The 22150-nt window shown below is 71.7% G+C and carries 21 protein-coding genes; 7 read left to right on the forward strand and 14 right to left on the reverse strand.

The genetic code is table 11. The annotated features are described in order from the left end of the window. Positions 1–38: 38 nt before the first annotated feature. From ABZ459_RS22905 to ABZ459_RS22930, 6 genes are read right to left on the reverse strand one after another with little or no spacing between them, the layout of a single operon-like run. A complete protein-coding gene (locus ABZ459_RS22905; protein ID WP_357973396.1) occupies positions 39–1205 on the reverse strand; it encodes a lipid-transfer protein in 1167 nt (388 codons plus the stop codon). Beyond that, on the reverse strand, positions 1205–1600 hold the full coding sequence (locus tag ABZ459_RS22910) for a MaoC/PaaZ C-terminal domain-containing protein (RefSeq protein WP_357973399.1): 396 nt from the start codon (positions 1598–1600) through the stop codon (positions 1205–1207). The genes ABZ459_RS22905 and ABZ459_RS22910 overlap by 1 nt, the downstream gene beginning before the upstream one ends. Further along, the gene (locus ABZ459_RS22915) at positions 1597–2547 is read right to left on the reverse strand and encodes a Zn-ribbon domain-containing OB-fold protein (RefSeq protein ID WP_357973402.1); all 951 of its coding nucleotides are present in this window, start codon (positions 2545–2547) and stop codon (positions 1597–1599) included. The genes ABZ459_RS22910 and ABZ459_RS22915 overlap by 4 nt, the downstream gene beginning before the upstream one ends. Continuing rightward, positions 2544–3698 (reverse strand): acyl-CoA dehydrogenase family protein, encoded by a 1155-nt coding sequence (locus ABZ459_RS22920; RefSeq protein ID WP_357973405.1) that lies wholly within the window; start codon positions 3696–3698, stop codon positions 2544–2546. Before ABZ459_RS22920 ends, ABZ459_RS22915 begins: the two co-directional genes overlap by 4 nt. Then, positions 3698–4711, reverse strand: a complete 1014-nt coding sequence (locus tag ABZ459_RS22925) for an acyl-CoA dehydrogenase family protein (RefSeq protein ID WP_357973408.1) — start codon at positions 4709–4711, stop codon at positions 3698–3700. Before ABZ459_RS22925 ends, ABZ459_RS22920 begins: the two co-directional genes overlap by 1 nt. Continuing rightward, positions 4711–6315, reverse strand: a complete 1605-nt coding sequence (locus tag ABZ459_RS22930; protein ID WP_357973411.1) for an AMP-binding protein — start codon at positions 6313–6315, stop codon at positions 4711–4713. Before ABZ459_RS22930 ends, ABZ459_RS22925 begins: the two co-directional genes overlap by 1 nt. Positions 6316–6502: 187 nt before the next feature. Between ABZ459_RS22930 and ABZ459_RS22935 the strand changes: the two genes are divergently transcribed. From ABZ459_RS22935 to ABZ459_RS22965, 7 genes are all read left to right on the forward strand, one after another. Then, positions 6503–7153: a TetR family transcriptional regulator gene (locus ABZ459_RS22935; protein ID WP_357973414.1), complete on the forward strand. Its 651-nt coding sequence runs from the start codon at positions 6503–6505 to the stop codon at positions 7151–7153. Positions 7154–7220: 67 nt separating this feature from the next. Further along, entirely contained in the window at positions 7221–8225 is a 1005-nt protein-coding gene (locus tag ABZ459_RS22940; protein WP_357973417.1) for a sigma-70 family RNA polymerase sigma factor, read from the forward strand. A gap of 43 nt (positions 8226–8268) precedes the next feature. Next, positions 8269–9384 carry a steroid 3-ketoacyl-CoA thiolase gene (locus ABZ459_RS22945; RefSeq protein WP_357973420.1) on the forward strand — a complete coding sequence of 372 codons (1116 nt, stop codon included), beginning with the start codon at positions 8269–8271 and terminating at the stop codon, positions 9382–9384. A 37-nt stretch (positions 9385–9421) separates the two neighbouring features. Further along, the gene (locus tag ABZ459_RS22950; protein WP_357973423.1) at positions 9422–10447 is read left to right on the forward strand and encodes an MBL fold metallo-hydrolase; all 1026 of its coding nucleotides are present in this window, start codon (positions 9422–9424) and stop codon (positions 10445–10447) included. Between the two features lie 25 nt (positions 10448–10472). After that, on the forward strand, positions 10473–11147 hold the full coding sequence (locus tag ABZ459_RS22955; protein ID WP_352322012.1) for a FadR/GntR family transcriptional regulator: 675 nt from the start codon (positions 10473–10475) through the stop codon (positions 11145–11147). A gap of 32 nt (positions 11148–11179) precedes the next feature. Beyond that, the gene (locus tag ABZ459_RS22960) at positions 11180–12127 is read left to right on the forward strand and encodes a DNA polymerase ligase N-terminal domain-containing protein (protein ID WP_357973426.1); all 948 of its coding nucleotides are present in this window, start codon (positions 11180–11182) and stop codon (positions 12125–12127) included. Between the two features lie 102 nt (positions 12128–12229). Beyond that, positions 12230–13501 (forward strand): S1 family peptidase, encoded by a 1272-nt coding sequence (locus tag ABZ459_RS22965; RefSeq protein ID WP_357973429.1) that lies wholly within the window; start codon positions 12230–12232, stop codon positions 13499–13501. A 35-nt stretch (positions 13502–13536) separates the two neighbouring features. On the opposite strand, the gene ABZ459_RS22970 is transcribed toward ABZ459_RS22965, so the two are convergent. From ABZ459_RS22970 to ABZ459_RS23005, 8 genes are read right to left on the reverse strand one after another with little or no spacing between them, the layout of a single operon-like run. Then, entirely contained in the window at positions 13537–14454 is a 918-nt protein-coding gene (locus tag ABZ459_RS22970) for an aldo/keto reductase (RefSeq protein WP_357973432.1), read from the reverse strand. Beyond that, positions 14451–14756 (reverse strand): L-rhamnose mutarotase, encoded by a 306-nt coding sequence (locus ABZ459_RS22975; protein ID WP_357973435.1) that lies wholly within the window; start codon positions 14754–14756, stop codon positions 14451–14453. Before ABZ459_RS22975 ends, ABZ459_RS22970 begins: the two co-directional genes overlap by 4 nt. Further along, positions 14756–15745, reverse strand: coding sequence for an ABC transporter permease (locus ABZ459_RS22980; RefSeq protein WP_357973438.1), 990 nt, complete (start codon positions 15743–15745; stop codon positions 14756–14758). Before ABZ459_RS22980 ends, ABZ459_RS22975 begins: the two co-directional genes overlap by 1 nt. After that, a complete protein-coding gene (locus ABZ459_RS22985; protein ID WP_357973441.1) occupies positions 15742–17223 on the reverse strand; it encodes a sugar ABC transporter ATP-binding protein in 1482 nt (493 codons plus the stop codon). The genes ABZ459_RS22980 and ABZ459_RS22985 overlap by 4 nt, the downstream gene beginning before the upstream one ends. Beyond that, positions 17223–18263 (reverse strand): sugar ABC transporter substrate-binding protein, encoded by a 1041-nt coding sequence (locus ABZ459_RS22990; protein ID WP_357973443.1) that lies wholly within the window; start codon positions 18261–18263, stop codon positions 17223–17225. The genes ABZ459_RS22985 and ABZ459_RS22990 overlap by 1 nt, the downstream gene beginning before the upstream one ends. Before the next feature lie 7 nt (positions 18264–18270). Further along, positions 18271–19014 carry an SDR family oxidoreductase gene (locus ABZ459_RS22995; RefSeq protein ID WP_357973446.1) on the reverse strand — a complete coding sequence of 248 codons (744 nt, stop codon included), beginning with the start codon at positions 19012–19014 and terminating at the stop codon, positions 18271–18273. Next, positions 19011–20300 carry an L-fuconate dehydratase gene (locus tag ABZ459_RS23000; RefSeq protein ID WP_357973449.1) on the reverse strand — a complete coding sequence of 430 codons (1290 nt, stop codon included), beginning with the start codon at positions 20298–20300 and terminating at the stop codon, positions 19011–19013. The genes ABZ459_RS22995 and ABZ459_RS23000 overlap by 4 nt, the downstream gene beginning before the upstream one ends. Next, on the reverse strand, positions 20300–21145 hold the full coding sequence (locus ABZ459_RS23005) for a fumarylacetoacetate hydrolase family protein (RefSeq protein ID WP_357973452.1): 846 nt from the start codon (positions 21143–21145) through the stop codon (positions 20300–20302). Before ABZ459_RS23005 ends, ABZ459_RS23000 begins: the two co-directional genes overlap by 1 nt. Positions 21146–22150 lie beyond the last annotated feature (1005 nt).

Here is a 22150-nt window from a genome sequence, read left to right on the forward strand (position 1 = left end):
GGGATGATTACCCTATGCGCCTTTCTCTTAACTGACCGTCACGACGCTGACAGGATCAGGCCGCTCGTCGGAACCCCGGTCCCCGCCGTGACCAGGACGTTCCGCGCCCCGGCCACCTGGTTGGCGGCCGTCCCCCTGATCTGCCGGACCGCCTCGGCGATGCCGTTCATGCCGTGGATGTACGCCTCGCCCAGCTGGCCGCCGTGCGGGTTGACGGGCAGGCGGCCGTCCAGCTCGATGCCGCCGTCCCGCAGGTAGTCGGGGGCCTCGCCGCGTCCGCAGAAGCCCAGCTCCTCCAGCTGGGCCAGGACGAACGGGGTGAAGTGGTCGTACAGGATGGCCGTCTGGATGTCCGCCGGGGACAGCCCGGACATCTTCCACAGTTGCCGGCCGACGACCGACATCTCCGGAAGGCCGCTCATGTCGTCCCGGTAGTAGCTCGTCATCATCATCTGGCCCGCGCCCGCGCCCTGCGCCGCCGCCGTGATCACCGCGGGCGACCTGCGCAGGTCGTGGGCGCGTTCGGCGGACGTCACGACCAGGGCCACCGCGCCGTCGCTCTCCTGGCAGCAGTCGAGCAGGTGCAGCGGCTCCACGATCCACCGGGACGCCTGGTGCTCCGCCAGCGTGATCGGCCGCCCGTGGAACCAGGCGGCCGGGTTGGTCGCGGCGTGCCGGCGCATGGCCACCGCCACCCGCCCGAAGTCCTCCGACGTCGCCCCGAACTCGTGCATGTACCGCCGCGCGAACATGGCGACCCACGCGGCCGGGGTCATCAGCCCGTACGGCACGTGCCAGCTCATCTCCAGGCCCTGGGAGGTGGGCTCCCCGGTCAGCCGGGCGTTCGGCTGGCCGAAGCGGCGGCCCGAGCGCTCGTTGAAGGCCCGGTAGCAGACCACTGTCCTGGCCATGCCGGTGGCCACGGCCATCGCCGCGTGCGCGACCGTGCCGCAGGCCGCGCCGCCGCCGTACTCGACGCGGGAGAAGAAGGTGAGGTCGCCGACGCCGGTCTCCCGGGCGACGGCGATCTCCTGGTTGGCATCCTGGGTGTAGGTCACCATGCCGTCCACGTCGGACGGCGGCACCCCGGCGTCGTCCAGGGCGGCGAGCACGGCCTCGGCCGCCAGCCGCAGCTCCGACCGGCCGGAGTCCTTGCTGAACTCGGTGGCCCCGATGCCCGCGATCGCGGCCCGTCCGCCCGGCATCACGCGCTCCCGGGCAGGACGAAGGTGACGGTGCCGGTGGCGTGGTCGCCCAGGCTCACCCTGCCGCGCACCTGCGCGGTGTACCGGTCGCCGTCGCGCTCGACGATCATGCCGCTGAAGCTCAGCCGGTCCCCCGCGTACGCCGGGACGCCCAGTTTGACGTTGATGCTGGTGATGACCGCCTCCGGGCCCGTCCAGTCGGTGACGTAGCGTTCCACCAGGCCCATGGTGGTGAGGATGTTGAGGAAGATGTCCTTCGAGCCCTGGGCGCGGGCCTTGGCGGTGTCGTGGTGCACGGGGGTGAAGTCCCTGGTGGCCAGGGCGGTGGCGATCACCGTCGTGGGGGTCAGGTCCACGGCCAGCTCGGGCAGGGCCGTTCCGGCGGCGGGGGTCACGGCTCCTCCGGCGTCCACATCGGCAGGACGAGCTCGTCGTCCATCGACCGGTACGTCACCCGCAGGGCCATCCCGACCTCCACCTTCTCGACCGGGCAGTCCACGACGTTGCCCACGATCCGTACTCCTTCCGGCAGTTCCACCACGCCCACCACGAACGGGACCTCGCGCCCCGGCACCGGCGGATGGTGGTGGACGACGTAGCTGTAGAGGGTGCCGCGGCCGCTCACGACGGCGTGCGACCGGTTCCCCGAGCGGCAGTTCGGGCACATCGGGCCGGGCGGATGGCGCAGCTCCCCGCAGTCCGCGCAGCTCTGGACGCGCAGCTCGCCGTGCCGCGCCCCCTCCCAGAAGAACGCGGTGTCCGCGTTGACCGCCGGCCGCAGCGGGTACGGCTCCCGCGCGCGCGGGGCGGGCGCCTTCGGGCGGAACTTCAGCACCCGGAAGAGCATCTCGGCGACCGGCTGGTCGCCGTCGCCGTACCAGGTGACGTTCCAGGTGGCGAAGTAGCCCTCGCCCAGGGCGGTGCGCTTCGGCCCGGCCAGCGACGTGAAGCGGGTGCCGGGGGTCAGCAGCTCGCCGATCCTGGCGTACCGGTGATAGGTCTGCTCGCAGTTGGTCGCCACGACCCCGGTGAAGCCCGCGGCGTCGAGCGCGGCCAGCAGGTCGTCCACCGGCGAGCGGTCGTTGGCCGGCGACCCCGGCCCCTGCATGGTCCACACCTGGGCCATCGCGGGCGGGGCCACGCCCTCCTCCAGGTAACGCGGGTTGGCGTCGCCCATGGCCGCCAGCCAGTGGCGGATCATGGGCGCGTTCACCGGGTCGGCGGCCGGGGTGCCGCGCAGCTCCCCCATCGCCATCTGCTTGCCGGCCAGCTCGTGCAGCTCCGCGTCGGTCATCGGGCCGGTCATCGGGCCGGTCGTCGCGGCGGTCGTCGGGTCGGTCATCGCGGCGGCCTCGGCAGGCTCAGGCCGAGCATCGCGATCAGCTCGCGCTGCACCTCGTTGACCCCGCCGCCGAACGTCAGCACCACCGCGCCCTTGACGGCGTGGTCCATGCGCTCGGCCAGCTCGGCCGTCTCCGGGTCCGACGGGTCGCCGTGTCTGGACACGACGTCGCAGACCAGGCGGCCGATCTCCTGCATGCGCTCGGAGCCGTAGATCTTGGTGGCCGAGGCGTCGGGCGCGCCCAGCCAGCCGAGGTCCATGTTCGCCGCGACCTGCCAGTTGAGCAGCTCGTTCGTACGGAAGGCGGCCCACACCCGGGCGAGGGCACGGCGTACGTCCGGATTGTCGGTCAGTCCGGCGTGCCTGGCCCAGGCGAGGAAGCGGTCGTAGGTCTGGCCGAGGTTGCCGGCCGGGCCGAGGGTGACCCGTTCGTGGTTGAGCTGGTTGACGATCAGGTCCCAGCCGCGGTCCACCTCGCCCACCACCATGTCCACCGGGACGCGCACGTCGGAGTAGTAGGTGGAGTTCGTGTGGTGGCGGCCGTCCATGGTGACGATCGGCGTCCAGGAGTAGCCGGGGTCGTCGGTGGCGGCGATCATCATCGTGATGCCCTTGTGCTTCTTCGCCTCGGGGTTCGTCCGGGCGGCCAGCCAGATGTACTGGGCGTAGTGCGCACCGCTGGTGAAGATCTTCTGGCCGTTGACGACGTAGTGGTCGCCGTCCAGCACCGCCGTGGTCCGCAGGGAGGCCAGGTCGGTGCCGGCCTCGGGCTCGCTGTAGCCGATCGCGAAGTGGCACTCGCCGGCCAGGATGCGCGGCAGGAACCGGTCCTTCTGCTCCCGGGTGCCGTACTGCATCAGCGTCGGCCCCACCGTCTGCACGGTGATGATCGGGTACGGCACCCCGGCGCGGGCGATCTCGTTGGCGAAGATCTGCTGCTCCAGGGGGCCGTACCCGCCCCCGCCGTACTCCTTGGGCCAGCCCAGCCCGAGCTTGCCGTCGCGGCCGAGCCGGCGGCAGTGCTCCATGTACGCCTCGCCGAACGGGTCATCGGCGATCTTCGCGCGGTCTTCGGCGGTCAGGCAGCCGCGGAAGTACTCGCGCAGCTCGTCGCGGAGCGCGCGCTGCTCCCGGGTCAGGTCGATCAGCATCAGACGAGGGCTCCGATCAGGTCGAGCTGGGCGTCGGCGCCGCCGAGCAGGTGGGACAGGTGCTTGGCCTGCGCGAAGTGGCGGTGCAGCGGGTAGGTGACGTCGAGCCCGAGGCCGCCGTGCAGGTGCTGGCAGGTGTAGAGCGCCTTGACGGCCTCGCAGACGTGGAACGCGGCCAGCGCCACGTCCTCGTCGGCGGGCAGGCCCTCGGCCAGCCGCCACGCCGCCGACCACATGGCCACGTCGAGGGCCCGTCCGGCGATGTAGACGTCGGCGATCTGCATGGTCACGGCCTGGAACTCGGCCAGTGCCCGGCCGAACTGCCGTCTCGTCCTGATGTAGGAGGTGGTCAGGTCGAGCGCCCCGGCCAGGACGCCGCTCGCCTGCGCGGCGACGGCCACGGTGAACAGGCGTCCGGCGTCGGCGGCGGCCTCGGGCCCGGCCACCGCCTCGGCGGGCGTGCCGTCCAGCAGGACCGTGGCGGCCGGTTCGCCGGTCGAGGTGAACTCGGGGCTCGCGGGCGGCGACGCCACCAGGAACAGCCCCTCGTCCGCGGTGACCAGGACGTCGTCCGCCGGGTACGGCACCGCGACCTTGCGCCCGGTCAGCGACCAGCCGTCGCCCTCGCGGCGGGCCGCCGTGGCGGGCGGATCGGCCGGGGCCCGGCCGGGCTCGCGCCGGGCCAGGGTGCCGCGCGTGACCCGCCCTCGCTGCTCAGGGCTGCCGTGCCGGGCCAGGGCCAGCGTGCTCACCAGGACGGGCAACGCCGGCACGGCCGCCGCCCGCGCACCCACCTCGCGCAGCACCACGGCCATCTCGACCGGGCCGAGCCCGGCGCCGCCCGCCTCCTCGGCCGCGCACACGCCCAGGAGCCCGGCCTGCCACAGCGCGTCCTCGGCCGCCGGACCGCCCTCCCCCTGCTTGGCCGCCGGGCCGCCCTCTCCTTGCTTGGCCAGCACTTCGGCGGTCAGCTTCTTCAGGTCCTGCTGGGTCTCGTCCAGGTTGAAATCCATCAGCTCTCCAAGAGGTGGTGCCTGCCGTGCTCGACGAACTCGTCCTCGATCGCCTTGACGTCCACGCCGGTCAGGGGGCGCAATCCGGCCGGGGAGCGCCACCAGACGGGGTCGCCGGTCCGCCACGCCTCCTTGGCCAGGATCCGCTTGATGACCTTGTGGGAGGGGGTCTGCGGAAGTTCACTACAAATCCGGATATAGCGGGGTAAGGACTTGGGGCCCAGGTCGGTGCGCCCGGCCAGGAACGCGGCGAACGCCTCGGCGTCGAAGGGGCCGTCCAGGACCAGCGCCGCCATCACCTGGTCGCCGGCCGCCGCGTCCGGCACCGGATAGACGGCCGCCTCCACCACGCCGCCGAACTCGCGCAGGGTTGCCTCCACGGGGGCGACGGCCAGGTTCTCGCCGTCCACGCGCAGGCGTTCGGTGCCGCGTCCGGCGAAGAAGACGTGGCCGGCGGGGTCGGCGTAGGCCAGGTCGCCGGACCAGAAGGCGCCGTTCCTGACGCGTTCGGCGTCCGCGTCCGGGTCGTTGTAGTAGCCCTCGAACAGGCCGGGGCCGGCGGTGTTGACCAGCTCGCCGACGGCCTCGTCCGGGTTGAGCAGGCGGCCGCCCTCGATGCGGGCCGGCGGGCACGGGCGTCCGGTGGCGGGGTCGAGGATCTCCACGCCCGCGCCCAGCCTGCCCAGGCTGCCGGGCGGGGCGCCGGGGTCGGGGGTGAAGGAGATGGCCGTCTCGGTGGAGCCGAAGGCGTCGATCACCCGGCAGCCGAACCGCTCGCCGAACCGCCTGGTCGCCACCGCGCTGCCCTCGTTGCCGAAGGCGATCCTGAGGGGGTTGTCGGCGTCGTCCTGGCGTTCGGGGGTGGCCAGGACGTAGGAGAGCGCCTTGCCGACGTAGTGCAGGTAGGTGCAGCCGTGCCGCCGTACGTCCGGCAGCAGGCCGGAGGCCGAGAACCGCCTGCGCACGGCCAGCGCCGCCCCCGAGGCCACGGCCGGGGCGTAGGCGGCCATCAGCGCTCCGGAGTGGAACAGCGGCATCGAGCAGTAGACGACGTCCTCGGGCGTGAGCAGCGCGGCCAGGCTCAGCCCCGGCAGTGCCAGCTTGCGCTGCGTGATCCGGACGGCCCTGGGCCGGCCGGAGGTCCCCGACGTGAAGATCAGCATCACCAGGTCGCCGGGAGCGGCCTCACCGGGCCGCCCGCCGCCCTCCCCCAGGGACGACACCAGGGACAGCGGCATGCTCTCCACGCCCAGCGCCTCGGCGACCGACGCGGCCGGGCCCGCGAAGGGGGCGTCCCAGAGCAGGAGGTCCACGTCGGTGGCACGGGCGTCGCGGACCAGTTCCTCGGCCGGGCGCGTCGGGTTCAGCGCGACCAGCACGTGCCCGTCGAGCGCCGCCCCGCCGAGCAGGAGGAGCAGCTCCGGGACGTTCTCCGCCAGCACGCCCACGTGCAGACCCGCGCCGCGCCCGCTCAGCCAGGCTCCCGCCGCCCGGCAGCGGGCGACGTGCTCGCGCCACGACCACACCGCGCCCTCGAACATCAGCCCAGGTCGGTCGTCTCGCGCCCGGTCGAGGAGCAGGGTCGCCAGCGTCTGCGCGATCATCGAGCCTCCAGCAAGCGCTAGGTAAGCCGAATGGCAAACTAGAACAGATTCTAATATCTGTCCAGTACCGGCCCTCTGCACAATGTTCCGACATAGTCCTGTAACGCCGTAGACATGGGCCAATACGGCCTGTTTGTGACTCGCGAGTAACAAGCCGCGTTGCCGAGAAATCAGATAACGTGTTCTTATGCGTACCTCGCCCGGGACATTCTCCGCGCCCCCCAGCGACACCGAGGGGGCCACCGAGGGCCGCGCCACGGCGGGCGGTCGCAGCGTCCGTACCCGCAGCCAGCACCAACGCCGCAAGCGCATCGTCCAGGCCGCCGCCGCGCTGGCCTCGCGCGGCGGCGTCGAGGCGATGCAGATGCGCACGGTCGCCGAGCGCGCCGGCGTGGCGCTGGGCACGCTCTACCGCTACTTCCCGTCCAAGATGGACCTGGTCGTGGCGGTCGTGGGCGAGGAGATCGACCTGCTGGAGAGCAGCATCGAGCGCCGCCCGCCCGGGGCCTCCACGCCCGCCAGCCGGGCCGTCGACGTGCTCATGCGGGCCACGCGGGGGCTGATGCGCGAGCCGGAGCTGGCCGACGCGCTGATCCGGTCGTTGATCATGGCCGAGGTCCAGACACCGTTCGGCGACCGCATGACGGGGCTGCTGCTGCGGGTGTCCGCCGACGGGCTGACGATCGACCAGGCCGGCGAGGAGCAGCTCGACCTCGCGGGCTCGCTGGCCAGCGTGTGGGTGCAGGAGCTGCTGGAGATGTTGCGGGGGCGGCGCACGTACGACCAGATCCAGCGGCGCATCGAGACCGCCGCGAACCGCCTGCTGGCCGGCATCTAACCCCTTCCGGACATCTCCGTCATGCCCTAATCGGCTTTTTGTCGGTGGCGGAAGCTATACAGGGGGCATGAGCGACAAGCCGACGAGCGAAGACTTCCTCCGGCTGGCCGATCCGATGCGGCGCGAGCTGTTCGCACACTGCTACCGCATGCTGGGGTCGGTGCACGACGCCGAGGATCTCGTACAGGAGACCTATCTGCGGGCCTGGCGGGGCTACGACGGGTTCGAGGGGCGGTCGTCGCTGCGCACGTGGCTCTATCGCATCGCCACCACCGCCTGCCTGACCGCGCTCGACAGCCGCGGCCGGCGGCCCCTGCCGACCGGCCTCGGCGCCCCGAGCACCGAGGCGGCCGCGCCGCTGGTCCAGGACGGCGAGGTGCCCTGGCTGGAGCCGGTGCCCGACACGCTGGCCGGGATCGAGGCGGCCGGCGACCCCGCCTCGATCGTGACCTCGCGCGAGAGCATCCGGCTCGCGCTCGTCGCCGCGCTCCAGCACCTGCCGCCCCGCCAGCGCGCCGTGCTGATCCTGCGCGACGTGCTCAGATGGCGGGCGGCCGAGGTCGCCGAGGCGGTCGGCCTGTCCACGGCGGCCGTCAACAGCATCCTGCAGCGGGCCCGCGCGCAGCTCAGCGAGGTCTCGCCGAGCCTCGACGACCAGGTCGAGCCGCTCTCCGCCGAGCAGCGCCACCTGCTCGACCGCTACGTCGCCGCCTTCGAGAACTACGACGTCGACGAGCTGGTCTCGCTGTTCACCAAAGACGCGATCTGGGAGATGCCCCCCTACGTGGGCTGGTACGAAGGCCCCGACGCGATCGGCGAGCTCGTCTCCACCCAGTGCCCCGCCAGCCGGCCGCACGACCTCAAACTGCTCCCCGTGGCCGCCAACGGCCAGCCCGCGTTCGCCGTCTACTTCCGCGAGGGCGACGTCTACCGCCGCTTCGCCATCATGGTGCTGGCGTTGCGCGAAGAAGGCATCAACCACGTCGCCATGTTCTTCGACCTGCGGCTTTTCGATACTTTCGGGCTGCGTGCCGAGCTCCCCGCCGGAAGCGAGGCTTCCACCGGAAAGTAGAACGCGTTACAGTCGCGGCCAGAGCAACGTTCTGGAGGCGACTGTGGGCACACCTGTGATCGTCGAGGCCGTTCGCACGCCCATCGGCAAGCGGGCGGGATGGTTGTCGGAGCTCAAGCCGCAGCAGGTGCTGGCCGCGGTGCTGAACGGCCTGGTCCAGCGCGCCGGCATCGATCCGGCCACGGTCGGCCAGATGTTCGCCGGCTGCGTCACGCAGGCCGGCGAGCAGGGCGGCCACGTCGGCCGCCACTCGTGGCTCTACGCCGGGCTCCCCTACCAGACGGGGGTCACCACGCTCGACGCCCAGTGCGGCTCCTCGCAGCAGGCCGTGCACCTGGCGGCGGCGATGATCAGGGCGGGCGTCATCGAGGCCGGCGTCGGATGCGGGGTCGAGATGATGAGCAGGGCGCCGCTCGGCAGCAACGTGCGCCCCGCGCGGCCGCGCCCCGACGACTGGAGCATCGACCTGCCCGACCAGTTCACCGCGGCCGAACGCATCGCCCGGCGGCGGGGGTTGACCAGGGAGCGGCTCGACTGGTTCGGCGCGCGGTCGCAGCGCCTGGCGGCCAAGGCGTGGGCCGACGGGCGGTTCGAGCGGGAGATCGTGCCCGTCGGATCCGTCCGCAGGGACCAGGGGTTACGCGAGACCACGGTCGAGAGCCTGGCCGGGCTCAAGCCGGTCGCCGAGGGCGCCCTGCACACCGCGGGCACGTCCTCGCAGATCTCCGACGGCGCGGCCGCCGTGCTGGTGACGAGCGAGCAGGAGGCCCGCCGGCAGGGGTTGCGGCCCAGGGCGCGCATCCTGGCGCAGGCGCTCGTCGGCGCCGAGCCCTACTATCATCTCGACGGTCCCGTGGAGGCGACCGCGAAGGTGCTGACGGCGGCCGGGATGACCATGGGCGACATCGACAGGTTCGAGGTGAACGAGGCGTTCGCGTCCGTGGTGCTCTCGTGGGCCGCGGTGCACGAGCCCGACCTCGACCGGGTCAACGTCAACGGCGGGGCCATCGCGCTCGGCCATCCCGTCGGGGCCACCGGCGCCCGGCTCATCACCACCGCCCTGCACGAGCTCGAACGCTCCGACACCACCACCGCGCTGGTCACGATGTGCGCGGGCGGTGCGCTGGCCACGGCGACGATCCTCGAACGCCTGGCCTGATCCGCCATTCAACGCACGTGCTCGATCGGGGGAACCGGTGGGGAAGACCAGGCGCAGGCCGTACTCGGAACAGCGGCCGCAGGAGCTCGGCGGCGGGGTCTGGAGCGTGCCGGTGCCCATCCCGGGCAACCCGCTCGGCTACACGCTCGTCTACGCCGTCGAGTCGCCGCGCGGGCCAGTGCTGGTGGACGCCGGATGGAACCATCCCGACGCCTGGGAGGCGCTCAGCGGCGGCCTGGCCGCGCTCGGGCTCGACGTCGCCGCCGTGAGCGGCGTGGTCGTCACCCACTTCCACCCCGACCACGCCGGGCTGGCCGGGCAGGTCAAGGAGGCGTCCGGGGCCTGGATCGCCATGCACGAGGAGGACGCCGCGCTGGTCCGGCTCATGCACCGGTTCGCCGCGGAGGAGCACGCGAGCTTCCAGTCCGACATGCTCAGGCGGGCCGGCGCCGACCCCGGCGAGGTGCGCGAGGCGATGGGCACCCGGCCGACGCCGCCCGCGCTGCCCGACCGCGAGCTGCGCGACGGCGACCTGGTGGAGCTGCCGGGCCGCAAGCTGCGCGCCGTGCACACCCCCGGCCACACGCCGGGCCACATCTGCCTGCATCTGGAGGACGCCGACCGGCTGTTCACCGGCGACCACGTCCTTCCCGACATCACCCCGCACATCGGGATCTATCCCTACGACCGGGACGACATCGATCCCCTGGGCGACTTCCTGGACTCGCTCGACCGGGTCGGCGAGCTGGGCCCCCTCGACGCCCTGCCAGCGCACGAGTGGATATTTCCCGATGTTGCCGCGCGCGCCGCCGAGATCCGTCACCATCACGAGGAGAAGCTGATCCGGTTGCGCACCCTCATGGCCGAGCGGTCGCGACCGCTGACCATCTGGGAGGTCGCCTCGATGATGACCTGGAATCGGCCCTGGGACGACCTGGCCCCCGTGCTGCGCAGCATGGCGGCCGGCGAGGCCGCGGCCCATCTGCGCACCCTGGAGACCCGGGGCCTGATCCGCCGCGTCCCGGACGTCGATCCCGTACGCTTCCAGGCTCTAGACTCCTAGACATCCGATGTCTAGGGAGAAGAGTGTGGCGGTCACCGACGCGGCCATCGACAAGATCAAGCAGATGATCCTCTCCGGGGAGCTGACCCCGGGCGACCGTCTGCCGAAGGAGGCCGACCTCGCCGAGCGGCTCGGCCTGTCGCGCAACTCGCTGCGCGAAGCCGTGCGCGCGCTCGCCCTGATCAACGTGCTCGACGTGCGCCAGGGCGACGGCACGTACGTCACCAGCCTGGAGCCGCACCTGCTGCTCGACACCATGTCGTTCGTGCTCGACCTGCACCGCGACGACACGGTGATCCAGTTCTTCGAGGTGCGGCGCATCCTCGAGCCGGCCGCGACGGCCCTCGCCACCGAGCTGATGCGCGACGAGGACATCGAGGAGCTGCGGCGCATCCTCGACTCGCTGCCCGCGCAGCCGACGGTCGAGGAGCTGGTCGCCAACGACCTGGAGTTCCATCAGCGCATCGCGCGCGGGTCGGGCAACAGCGTGCTCTGCTCGTTCATCGAGAGCCTGTCAGGTCCGACCACTCGGGCCCGGGTGTGGCGCGGCCTGACCCAGGAGGGCGCGATGGAGAAGACCCGCGAGCAGCACACCGCGATCTACGAGGCCATCGCCGCCCGTCAGCCGGACGTGGCGCGGTCGTGGGCCACCGTGCACGTGGCGGGCGTGGAGGCGTGGCTGCGCAAGGCCCTCGACTGATCGGCACCCGTTCCCCGGGTAGTAACCGTGTCGTGGCCGACAAACTGGAGCGATACCGCAGCAAACGCGACCCCAGCCGGACCCCCGAGCCCGTACCCGCCACCCCTCCCGAGGACGGTGGCGGCGCCGCGTTCGTCATCCAGGAGCACCACGCCCGGTCCCTGCACTGGGACCTGCGGCTGGAACGCGACGGAGTGCTGGCCTCCTGGGCGGTCCCCAAGGGCCTGCCCGCCGACCCCGGCACCAACCACCTGGCGGTGCACACCGAGGACCATCCGATGGAGTACCTCACCTTCCACGGCGAGATCCCCAAGGGCGAGTACGGCGGCGGCACCATGACCGTCTGGGACACCGGCACGTACGAGACCGAGAAGTGGTCTGAGCGCGAGGTCAAGTTCGTCCTGCACGGCCGGCGGGCCTCCGGGCGGTTCGTGCTGTTCCGGACGCGGGGCAAGAACTGGATGATCCACCGCATGGACGCCCCCGTCCGCGATCCGTTCCCCGACGTGGAGCCCATGCTGCCCACCGAGCGCGCCCGGCCGCCCAGGGACGCCGCCGCCTACGCCTTCGAGTTCGCCTGGGGCGGACGCCGGCTCCTGGTGCCCGTCGACGGCGGACGCACGACGGCCGCCCGCGAGCATCCCTGGCTGCGCCCGCTGGCCGCGTCGTTCGGCAGCCGGACGGCGGTGCTGGACGGCGAGGTGGTCACGCTGGCCGGAACCGAGATCCTGGTCGTGCACGACCTGCTGTACGACGAGGGCCGCTCCCTGGTGGACGAGCCGTTCGCCGCCCGGCGGGCCGCCCTGGAGTCGCTGGGGCTGGCCGGCCCCCGCTGGCAGACCGCGCCCTCGTGGCCCGGCGAGGCGGGCGCGGTCCGGCAGGCGGCGCGCGAGCAGGGCCTGCCCGGCGTGGTGGCCAAACGCCTGGACTCCCGCTACGAGCCCGGCACGTCCACGTCCTGGCTGTTCATCCCCTCCTGAGGCCCGCAAGCCCGCAGAGCACAGCGCGGAGCGGTACTTGGACGCGGAAGGCGTGCCGGATCGCCTGCTGTGATGGCCCCTCATCCAGACATGGGGGGATCCATGCAGAACATCCGCTTGCGCCGGACGGTGCTGATCTTGGCGTGCGCCGTCGTGCCCTTCCTGGGCACCGGAGCCGCCTCGGCGGTCACCGCCTCCGGCCCCGACCTCACCCGGCAGTCCGCCGACACCGGGGCCAAGCCGCCGGCCAGGGACTCGACCGGCCCGCGCGGCCAGGTCCCCGGCGGCTTCGCGAGCTGGGACGCGCTCTTCACCGAGCAGACCCGGCTGAACGCCGTCGCCGACCGCGTCACGGCCGTGGCCGAGACCTCCGACGGGTACGGCGGGGTGGTCGTCGCGCCCGAGAACCACGAGGTCCGCCTGTACTGGAAGGGCCAGGTGCCCGCGCCGGTGCGGGCCGTGGTCGACGAGGGCCGGCTGACCGCCCCGGTCTCCGTGCTCCCGTCCGCCTTCTCCTACGCCGACCTCCTCGCCGAGGCCGACAGGTGGAGCGAGTCCGGGCAGGTGACGGGCGCCGCCCCGGCGGCCGACGGGAGCGGCGTGCGGCTGTCGGTCCCGGACGAGGACACCGCCCCCGACCAGCTCCAGCGGCCCGGCGGCGCCACCGCGCCGATCACGCTGGAGCGCGGCGAGCGCTTCGACCCGGCCTACAGCAGGCAGGACGACGTCCCGAGCTACTACGCGGGCGGCCGGACCTGGAACGCCAGGACCGGCTCCGGCTGCACCTCGGGGTTCGCCGTCTACGACAAGAACGGCAATCCCGGCTTCCTGACCGCCGCCCACTGCGGGGAGTTCTGGGACTCCTTCTACGACGGCGGCGGCTCGGGCAGCCCGGCGAACCGCATGGGCGACCTGCAGTGGCGGCTGCCCAAGCGGGACGCCGCGATCGTCCTGGCCGACGCCACGGCCGACGTCTTCGACGGCGGTCCCGCCGCCTCCACCAGCAACCGGGTGGTCGCGTTGTGGAAGGCGTACGTCGGCAACTTCGTGTGCAACTCGGGGGCGTCGCTGGGCGAGTACTGCCTGATCAAGGTGACCGAGACCGGGTGGAGCGGCACGTACACGAACGGGCAGTACGTCAAGCACATGGTCAGGGCCAAGAGCGTCGTCGGCGGCTGCGCCGTGGCCCACGGCGACAGCGGCGGCCCGGTCTACTCCTACACCAACTGGTTCGACGACGTCGCGGCGCAGGGCATCACGTCGGCCATCAGCAAGCCGGTCGCCTGCGGCGGGCTGGACGGCGGCCGGGTGATCGTCTTCTCCCGGGTGTGGGACGTGGCGCTGGCCTTCGGCGCGTACGTACAGGTGCACTGAACGAGGACGGCGGCCGGGCGGGGGCCCGGCCGCGGTCAGCTCAGCAGGCCCTCGCCGGCCAGCTCCAGCCACAGGTCCTCGGGGACCGGGCGGGACCACAGCGCGGCGTTGGCCAGGACCTCCTCGGGCGCGCGGGCGCCCAGCACGATCGAGGCGACCGCCGGATGGCGCAGCGGGAAGGCCATGGCCGCCTGCGGCAGGGAGACGCCGTGGCGCTCGCAGACGGCGGCGATCCGGGCGGCCCGGTCCAGCAGCGGCGCCGGCGCGGGTGCGTAGTCGAAGGTGCCCGACGGGGCCGGCGTGGCCAGGAGGCCGCTGTTGAAGACCCCGGCGGCCAGCACCCGGACGCCGCGTTCGGCGCATTCGTCCAGCAGCGGCAGCCCCGACTGGTCGAGCAGCGTGTAGCGGCCGGCGAGCATGACGACGTCGACGCCGGTCTCCCGGACGAAGCGCAGCGGCGCCTGCCACTGGTTCATCCCGACGCCGATCGCCTTGACCACGCCCTGCTCCCGCAGCTCGGCCAGCGCCGGGTACGCCTCGGCCAGCGCCTGCTCCAGGTGGTCGTCGGGGTCGTGGATGAGCGCGATGTCGATCTCCGGCAGGCCGAGCCGGGCCAGGGAGTCCTCCAGGGAGTCGCGCACGCCGTCGGCCGAGAAGTCCCATTCGCGGCCCAGCCCGACCGGGACGTCGAACATCTCGTCGTCGTCGCGCACCCGCGAGGGCACCACCAGCCGGCCCACCTTCGTGGACAGGACGTAGCCCGACCGCTCCGCGAGCGCGGCGCCCAGGCGCCGCTCGGACAGCCCCAGCCCGTAGTGGGGCGCGGTGTCGAAGAGGCGCACGCCGCGGTCCCAGGCCGCGTCGACCGTGGCCCGCGCCTGCTCGCCGGAGACCGCCTGGTACAGGTTGCCGAGCGGGGCGCCGCCGAGGCCGACGCGGGGCAGGTCGATCACGTCAGCTCCCACACCTGTCGCAGGCCGCCCGCCGACTTGTCGAAGTCGCCGTCGAGCAGGCGGTTCATCTGGCTCTGCCAGGCCCGGTCGGCGGGGTCGTCCTTGAGCGCGGCCTGCAGCGCGGCGTAGTCCTCGACCTCCACGAAGTGGAACAGGTCCAGGCCGTCGCGCCAGATGCGCCACGAGATCACGCCGTTGGCGCGCATGACGGACTCCAGAGCGGCCGGGATCTCGGCGTGCTCCCGGTCGTAGGTCTCCTCGCACCCGGGCCGGAGCCTGGTGCGCAGGGCGAGGCGTTCCATCAGTCCTGCGCCTTTCCGCCGGCGATCCTGCTGATGATCAGTGCGATGAGAATGATGCCACCGTAGATGACCGGTTGCCAGAAACCGGAGACCCCGATGAGGGTGAGGATGTTCTGGACCAGGCCGATCACCAGCACGCCGGTCAGCGCGCCGAGGACGGTGCCCTTGCCGCCGTCCATGCTGACGCCGCCGATGACGGCCGCGGCGAAGACCATGAAGATCCAGCCGTCGCCCATCTCGTTGCCGATCGCGCCGAGGCGCCCGGTCTCCAGGATGCCGGCCGTGGCGGCCAGGATCCCGCCGAGGACGAACACGCCGAACAGCACGCGGTCCACCCTGACGCCGGCGGCGCGGGCGGCGTCGGCGTTGCCGCCGATGGCGTACAGGGAGCGGCCGAGCCTGAGGTAGGTCAGGCCGAAGACGCCGGCGGCGAACAGCAGTGCGGCGATCCAGATGGCGGCGGGCAGACCGAGCCAGGTGGCGCTGCCGAGGTAGAGCATCGAGTCAGGGAGCTGGAACAGCGTCTTGCCCTGGGTGAGCCCCTGCTGGAGGCCGTCCACGATGATCAGCATGGCCAGCGTGACGATGAACGCCGAGAGCTGGAACCTGATGATCAGGAACCCGTTGAACGCGCCGATGGCCGCGCCCACGAGCAGGGCCAGCGGGATCACCAGCCAGCCCGGCAGCCCGAGGCCGAACCCGCCCGCCGAGGCCGGGACGACCAGCATCACGGCGATGCCGGGCGCGGTGCCGACCGTCGACTCCAGCGACAGGTCGAACTTCCCGGCGATCAGGATCATCGCCTCGGCCAGCACGAGCAGCGAGATCGCCGCCTGCTGCTGCAGGACGTTCGTCAGGTTGCCCGCCGTCAGGAAGGTCGGGTCGAGGAACGCGCCCACGACGAGCAGGAGCAGGATCACCGGCACCAGGGTCAGGTCGCGGAACCTGGCCAGCCTCAGCCGGGGGGCCGGAGCAGTCAAAGTGGTCACTCTTGTATGCCTTCCATCACGGCCACGAGCTCGTGGTCGGTCCAGCCACGCGGCACGTCCTTGACGACCCTGCCGTGGAACATCACCAGCACCCGGTCGCAGATGCGCAGGTCGTCGAGCTCGTCGGAGACCACGACGGCCCCCGCGCCCCGGCCGACCGCGTCCTCGACCGCGCCGAGCAGGGCCTGCTTGGCCTTGACGTCGACGCCCGCGGTCGGGTTGATCACGACCAGCGCCCTCGGGTCGTCCACGAGCGCCCGCGCGAACACGACCTTCTGCGCGTTACCGCCGGACAGGTCGCCGACGGGCTGGTCGGGCCCCTCGGTCTTGATGTCCAGGCTCTCGATCATCTGGACGGCCCTGGCCCGGCGCCGCGCGGGCGAGACCATGCCGTAGGCGCCCAGCTTGTGGGCGATCGGCAGGGTCGCGTTCTCCCCCACCGACAACATCGGCACGAAACCCTCGTGGTGCCGGTCCTCGGGCACGAACCCGAGCCCGGCGCGCATGGCGGCGGGCACGTCGCCCGGCCTGACCCGGGTGCCGTCGATCGTGACCGCGCCCGTGTCCGGCTTGCGCAGCCCGACCAGGGTCTCGGCCAGGCCGACCTTGCCGCTGCTCGCCGAGCCTGCCAGGCCCACGACCTCGCCGGACCTGACCGAGATGTCCACGTCCTGGTAGCGGCCGGTCAGCGACAGGCCCGCGCCCGACAACACGACCGCCTCGCCCGGCACGCGCTGCCGGGCCTCGTAGGCGGCCGTGGCCTCGCCGGTCATCGCGTCCACCAGCTCGTCCTGGGGGAACCCGGCGACCGGCCGGGTCACGATGTGCCGGGCGTCGCGGAAGACCGTGACGCTCTGGCAGATCTCGTACACCTCGTCCAGGTGGTGGGAGATATACATCATCGTGACGCCCTGCTCGCGCAGCGAGCGCATGCGGGTGAACAGCCGCTCGATGGCCGGGCCGTCGAGCCTGGCGGTGGGCTCGTCGAGGATGATGAACCGGGCCCCGAACGACAGCGCCCGCGCGATCTCCACGAGCTGCCGCTGCTCGACGCCCAGCTCGCCGGCCAGCGCCTGCGGGTCGACGTCGACCTCGTAGGTGTCCAGCAGCTCGCGCGCCTTGGCCCGCAGCGCCCGCCAGTTGATCACCCGGCCGCGGGCGGTCTGGCGGTTGACGAACAGGTTCTCCGCGACCGTCAGCGCCGGGATGATCGTGGACTTCTGGTACACGCAGGCGACGCGCTGCCGCCAGGCGTCGCGGTCGGCCAGGGCGGGCGCCGCCTCTCCCGAGAACAGCACCTCGCCCTCGTCCGGCCGCTGGAGCCCGGTGAGGATCGACACGAGGGTGGACTTCCCCGCGCCGTTCCGGCCGACGAGAGCGTGGGTCTGGCCCTCGGCGATGGCGATCTCCGCGCCGTTCAGCGCGGTGGTCGGGCCGAAACGCTTGACGACATTTCGGGCTTCAACGTGATATTTCATCACTTGACCTGATTACCCCAGAGGTTCTGGTCGTCCACGTTGTCCTTCGTCACCAGCGGCGCCGGGAGCTGGTCCTCGAAGCCGTTGGGCAGCTGGATGATGTTGCTGCCGTGGTCGGTCGGGCCCGGCTGGAACGTCTTGCCGTCGACCGCCGCCTTGGCGTAGAAGATCGCGTACCGGGCGTAGAGGTCGGCCGGCTGCGACACCGTGGCGTCGATGTTGCCCTTGCGGATCTCCTCGAACTCCTGCGGGATGCCGTCGTTGGAGACCACGAAGACGTGCTTGGGGTCGGTCGGCGGGACCAGCAGGTTCTTCTGCTTGAGCACCTGCAACGTGGGGGCCAGGTGCACACCGCCGGCGTGCATGTATATGCCCTTGATGTCCGGGTTCTGCTCCAGGCGGGTCTGGAGCATGGACGCCGCCTTGCTGCCCTCCCACTCGGTCGGCTCGCTGAACACCGTGATGCCGGGGAACTTGCTCTTCATGCACTCGTTGAACGCCTCGGACCTGTCGCGGCCGTTGATCGAGCTGAGCGCGCCCTCGAGCTGCACGACCTTGCCCTTGCCGCCGAGCTTCTCGCCGAGGAACTCGCACGCCTTGGTGCCGTACGCGCGGTTGTCGGCGCGTACGACCATGTAGACCTTGCCCTTGTCGGGCCGGGTGTCCACGGTCACCACGGGGATCTTCTTGTTCTCCAGCTGCTGGAGCGTGTTGGCGATGGCGCCGGTGTCCTGGGGGGCCATGACGATCGCCTTGGCGCCCTGGCCGACCAGCGCCTGCACGTTGTTGACCAGCTTGGAGACGTCGTTCTGGGAGTTCGTGGCGGGCATCAGGTCGGCCTTGAGCTCGGTCGCCATCTGCGGGACGTACTTCATGTAGGAGTTCCAGAAGTCGGAGTCGGCGCGCGGGTGGTCGATGCCCACCTTGCCGCCGCCTCCCCCTTCCGCCGTGGAGCCGCTGGTGCCGTTCGTGCCGCTGGAGCCACAGGCGGCGACGACCGCCAGCAGGGCCGCGCCCGCGACAACCGGACCGATCTTCATGGGGGGGTTACCTTCCTTGGTTGGTTGGCCGGAGCCGCAGCCCCTGCATGCCGCCGTCGACCGCGAGCGCGGTGCCGGTGGTCGCGGCGGCCTCGGGACCTGCCAGATAGGCGATCGCGGCGGCGACCTCCTCGGCGCTGACCAGACGGCCCATGGGCTGCCTGGCGTTCAGCGCCGCTCGTTCGGCCTGCGGATCGTCGGCCGAGTCGAGCAGCCGCCCCACCCACGGGGTGTCGGCGGTGCCCGGGTTGACGCAGTTGACGCGGATGCCCTCGCGGACGTGGTCGGCGGCCATGGCGAGGGTCAGCGACAACACCGCGCCCTTGGTCGCGCTGTAGAGCGCCCGGTCCGGCAGCCCCGCGGTGGCCGCGATCGAGCAGGTGTTGACGATGGCCGGGTGCTCCGACCTGCGCAGGTACGGCAGCGCCGCCCGGCTCACCCGGACGATGCCGAACACGTTGACCTCGAAGACCTTCCGCCACTCCTCGTCCGGGTTGTCCTCGACCGTGCCCTGGGCGCCGACGCCCGCGTTGTTGATCACGATGTCGATGCCGCCGAGCCGTTCCGCGGCCTCGGCCACCGCCACCCGCACGGACGCGTCGTCGGCCACGTCCGCCTTGATCCCCACGAAGGGGTCGCCGGGCGGGGCGAGGTCGAGGCAGGCGACCTTCATGCCGCGCGCCGCGAGCAGGGTGGCGGTGGCCAGGCCGATGCCTGAACCGCCGCCGGTCACGATGGCCTTGAGCGTCATGACGTGGCCCTCCATACCTGGCCGTCGGGGAAGGAGTGGGCGGCGATCGACGCCGCGTGCATCTCGGCGCTGAAGCCGGGGGCCATGGGGGCGGTGTAGCGGCCGTTGTCGATGACGACCGGATCCACGAAGTGCTCGTGGAGGTGGTCGACGTACTCGATCACGCGGCCGTCCATCGTGCCGGTGATCGCCACGTAGTCGAACATCGACAGGTGCTGCACCAGCTCGCACAGCCCGACGCCGCCCGCGTGCGGGCAGACCGGCACGCCGAACTTGGCCGCGAGCAGCAGGATCGCCAGGTTCTCGTTGACCCCGCCGACCCGGGCCGCGTCGATCTGCAGGTAGGAGATCGCGCCGGCCTGGAGAAGCTGCTTGAAGACGATGCGGTTCTGGACGTGCTCGCCGGTGGCGACCGGGACCGGACTGATGCCCTCGGCGATGGCGGCGTGGCCGAGCACGTCGTCGGGGCTGGTCGGCTCCTCCACCCAGTGCGGCCGGTACGGGGTCAGCGCGCCGACCCACTCGATGGCCGAGGCGACGTCCCAGCGCTGGTTGGCGTCGATCGCGATCGGGTAGTCGGGGCCGCAGACCTCGCGGGCCACGCGGAAGCGGCGCAGGTCGTCGTCGAGGTCGGCGCCGACCTTGAGCTTGATCTGGCTGAAGCCCTGGTCGAGGGCCTCCTTGCAGAGGCGTCGCAGTTTGTCGTCGTCGTAGCCGAGCCAGCCGGGGGAGGTGGTGTAGGCGGGGTAGCCGGTCTCGATGAGCCGCTGGATCCGCTCTTCCTTTCCCTCTGCCGCATTTTTCAGGATCTGGAGGGCTTCGTCCTGGGTGAGCGCGTCGCTCAGGTAGCGGAAGTCGATCAGCCCGACGATCTCCTCGGGCGACATCTCCGCCAGCAGCCGCCACACCGGCTTGCCCGCCCGCCTGGCCTTCAGGTCCCACAGGGCGTTGACCACGGCGGAGATCGCCATGTGCATGACGCCCTTCTCCGGCCCCAGCCACCGCAGCTGCGAGTCGTTGACCAGCTCCTTGTACAGCGCGCCGAGGTCTTCGACGTCCCGGCCGAGCACGTACGGCTCAAGCGCCCGGATCGCTCCGGTCTGCACGTCGTTGCCGCGTCCGATGGTGAACGCGAACCCGTGCCCCTCGACCCCGTCGTCGGTCTTCAGCACCACGTAGGCGGCGGAGTAGTCGGGGTCCGGATTCATCGCGTCCGACCCGTCCAGCTCCCGCGACGTGGGGAAACGCACGTCGTGCGTCTCCAGCGCGACGATCCTGTACGCCATCAGGCCTGCCCCACCGTCTGCCGCTGGCGGCCGAGCCCGTCGATCTCCAGCTCCATCACGTCGCCCGCACGCAGGTACGGCTGGCCGGGCATGCCCATCGCGACCCCGGCCGGGGTGCCGGTGTTGATCACGTCACCGGGTTCGAGCACCATGAACCGGCTCAGGTACCGCACGATCTCGGCCACGTCGAAGATCATGTCCTTGGTGCCGCCGTCCTGGCGCGGCTCGCCGTTCACCCAGAGGCGCAGCCCCAGGCTCTGCGGGTCGCCGACCTCGTCCGCCGTCACCAGCCAGGGACCCAGCGGGTTGAACGTCTCGCACGACTTGCCCTTGTCCCACTGGCCGCCGCGTTCGAGCTGGAACTCGCGCTCGGAGACGTCGTTGGAGATCGCGTACCCGGCGATCGCGTCGAGGGCCTCGTCCCGGCTGTCGAGGTAGCGGGCCCGCCGGCCGATCACGACCGCCAGCTCCACCTCCCAGTCGGTCTTCACGCTGCCACGCGGCACCAGCACCTCGTCGTACGGGCCGATCACGATGTTGGCGGCCTTCATGAACACCACGGGCTCGGCGGGCGGCTCCGCGCCGGACTCGGCGGCATGGTCGCGGTAGTTCAGCCCGATGCAGACCACCTTGCCCGGCCGGGCGATCGGCGCGCCCACCCGCAGCCCGGCGGCATCGACGACGGGCAGGTCGCCGCGCTCCAGCGCGTCACGCACGCGCGCCACTCCCCCGGAGGCGAGGAAAGCCCCGTCGATCTCGGGCTCCCCGATGTCGCGCAGGGTGCCGGAGGCGTCCATCACCACCGGCCGCTCCTGTCCGACAGGTCCCACTCGCAGCAGCTTCACACCGCACCCTTCACTTATTCATCGGATGTCTGTGCCTCAGATGCTGCTGCGACATGGCGGCACGTGTCAAGGGCGTGCAGCCGGATACATCCGATCCGTAACCCAGAACGACACCTCGAACCCCAACCAACCACCTGCTTCAGCCCCCAGAGCTCCGAAGATTCCCCTCTTTTGTCGCTTACACCACCTTGAGAAACATCGGAGGTACCTCTCACTCCCCTCCCGACTCCGTGCCCGTGACCGCCCTACGCTCAGACACCTGGATCGGGGGCAACTCCAGTGCGGTGGCGCCGGCGGGAACGCCCACCAACGTCCGACCGGGTTTCGCCAGGAAACGCTGGTCGGCGTGCAGCACACATGACCCCTTAAGTCGGGAACTCCCGCGCGCACACCGCCACCGACAGCCCGCACGTTCCCCACCCCGAAGGCACCACCTCGCCCTCCACCAGGAGAACGACGACGGGCAAGAAGCCCCGAAGGAATCCGGAAAAGGCCGCTAAGGGGGTGGCACAGGGTTCCGAACCAGATCCCGAAGACGCCCCCGAACCATGGAACCTCAAGGTCTCGGGGTCTCTGGGTCTCGGACTTCGGGACCTCGGACTTCGGGACCTCGGACTTCGAGACTTCAGGGTCTCGGGACCTCCAGACCTCGGGACCTCCGGACCTCGGAACCTCCGGGCCTCGGAACCTCCGGGCCTCGGAACCTCCGGGCCTCGGAACCTTGAGGCCTTGGCCACGTGGCGTCGTGGCGTCGTGGCGTCGTGCGAGTCTCGGGGACCATTCGGATCAGAAGGCGTGCGGGCGGCATACCGGCATTGCGCCACACAGGCGGCGAGCTGCCGTGCGGGCCGGGGGCCGTGCAGGTGGTGGACCAGACGGTGGGGCCGTACGTGGGGCTGAAGACCGGTGAGGGCCGCCGTACCGAAACTGCAGGGCTATACGAGTGAGGGGCTGTACGGGCGAGGGGCCTTACAGGAGGGGACACCCCACACGGGTGAACGGCGG

This window comes from Nonomuraea sp. NPDC005692 (genome assembly GCF_040631115.1).
Taxonomy (GTDB): Bacteria; Actinomycetota; Actinomycetes; order Streptosporangiales; family Streptosporangiaceae; genus Nonomuraea.

Excerpts from the sequence above, each read along its gene's own strand:
- ABZ459_RS22940 (WP_357973417.1), top strand. The coding sequence starts at position 7,221 with ATGAGCGACAAGCCGACGAGCGAAGACTTCCTCCGGCTGGCCGATCCG.
- ABZ459_RS22930 (WP_357973411.1), bottom strand. The coding sequence starts at position 6,315 with ATGATCGCGCAGACGCTGGCGACCCTGCTCCTCGACCGGGCGCGAGAC.
- ABZ459_RS22925 (WP_357973408.1), bottom strand. The coding sequence starts at position 4,711 with ATGGATTTCAACCTGGACGAGACCCAGCAGGACCTGAAGAAGCTGACC.
- ABZ459_RS22985 (WP_357973441.1), bottom strand. The coding sequence starts at position 17,223 with ATGAAATATCACGTTGAAGCCCGAAATGTCGTCAAGCGTTTCGGCCCG.
- ABZ459_RS22920 (WP_357973405.1), bottom strand. The coding sequence starts at position 3,698 with ATGCTGATCGACCTGACCCGGGAGCAGCGCGCGCTCCGCGACGAGCTG.
- ABZ459_RS22915 (WP_357973402.1), bottom strand. The coding sequence starts at position 2,547 with ATGACCGACCCGACGACCGCCGCGACGACCGGCCCGATGACCGGCCCG.
- ABZ459_RS22935 (WP_357973414.1), top strand. The coding sequence starts at position 6,503 with ATGCGTACCTCGCCCGGGACATTCTCCGCGCCCCCCAGCGACACCGAG.
- ABZ459_RS23000 (WP_357973449.1), bottom strand. The coding sequence starts at position 20,300 with ATGGCGTACAGGATCGTCGCGCTGGAGACGCACGACGTGCGTTTCCCC.
- ABZ459_RS22990 (WP_357973443.1), bottom strand. The coding sequence starts at position 18,263 with ATGAAGATCGGTCCGGTTGTCGCGGGCGCGGCCCTGCTGGCGGTCGTC.
- ABZ459_RS22905 (WP_357973396.1), bottom strand. The coding sequence starts at position 1,205 with ATGCCGGGCGGACGGGCCGCGATCGCGGGCATCGGGGCCACCGAGTTC.
- ABZ459_RS22975 (WP_357973435.1), bottom strand. The coding sequence starts at position 14,756 with ATGGAACGCCTCGCCCTGCGCACCAGGCTCCGGCCCGGGTGCGAGGAG.
- ABZ459_RS22965 (WP_357973429.1), top strand. The coding sequence starts at position 12,230 with ATGCAGAACATCCGCTTGCGCCGGACGGTGCTGATCTTGGCGTGCGCC.
- ABZ459_RS22995 (WP_357973446.1), bottom strand. The coding sequence starts at position 19,014 with ATGACGCTCAAGGCCATCGTGACCGGCGGCGGTTCAGGCATCGGCCTG.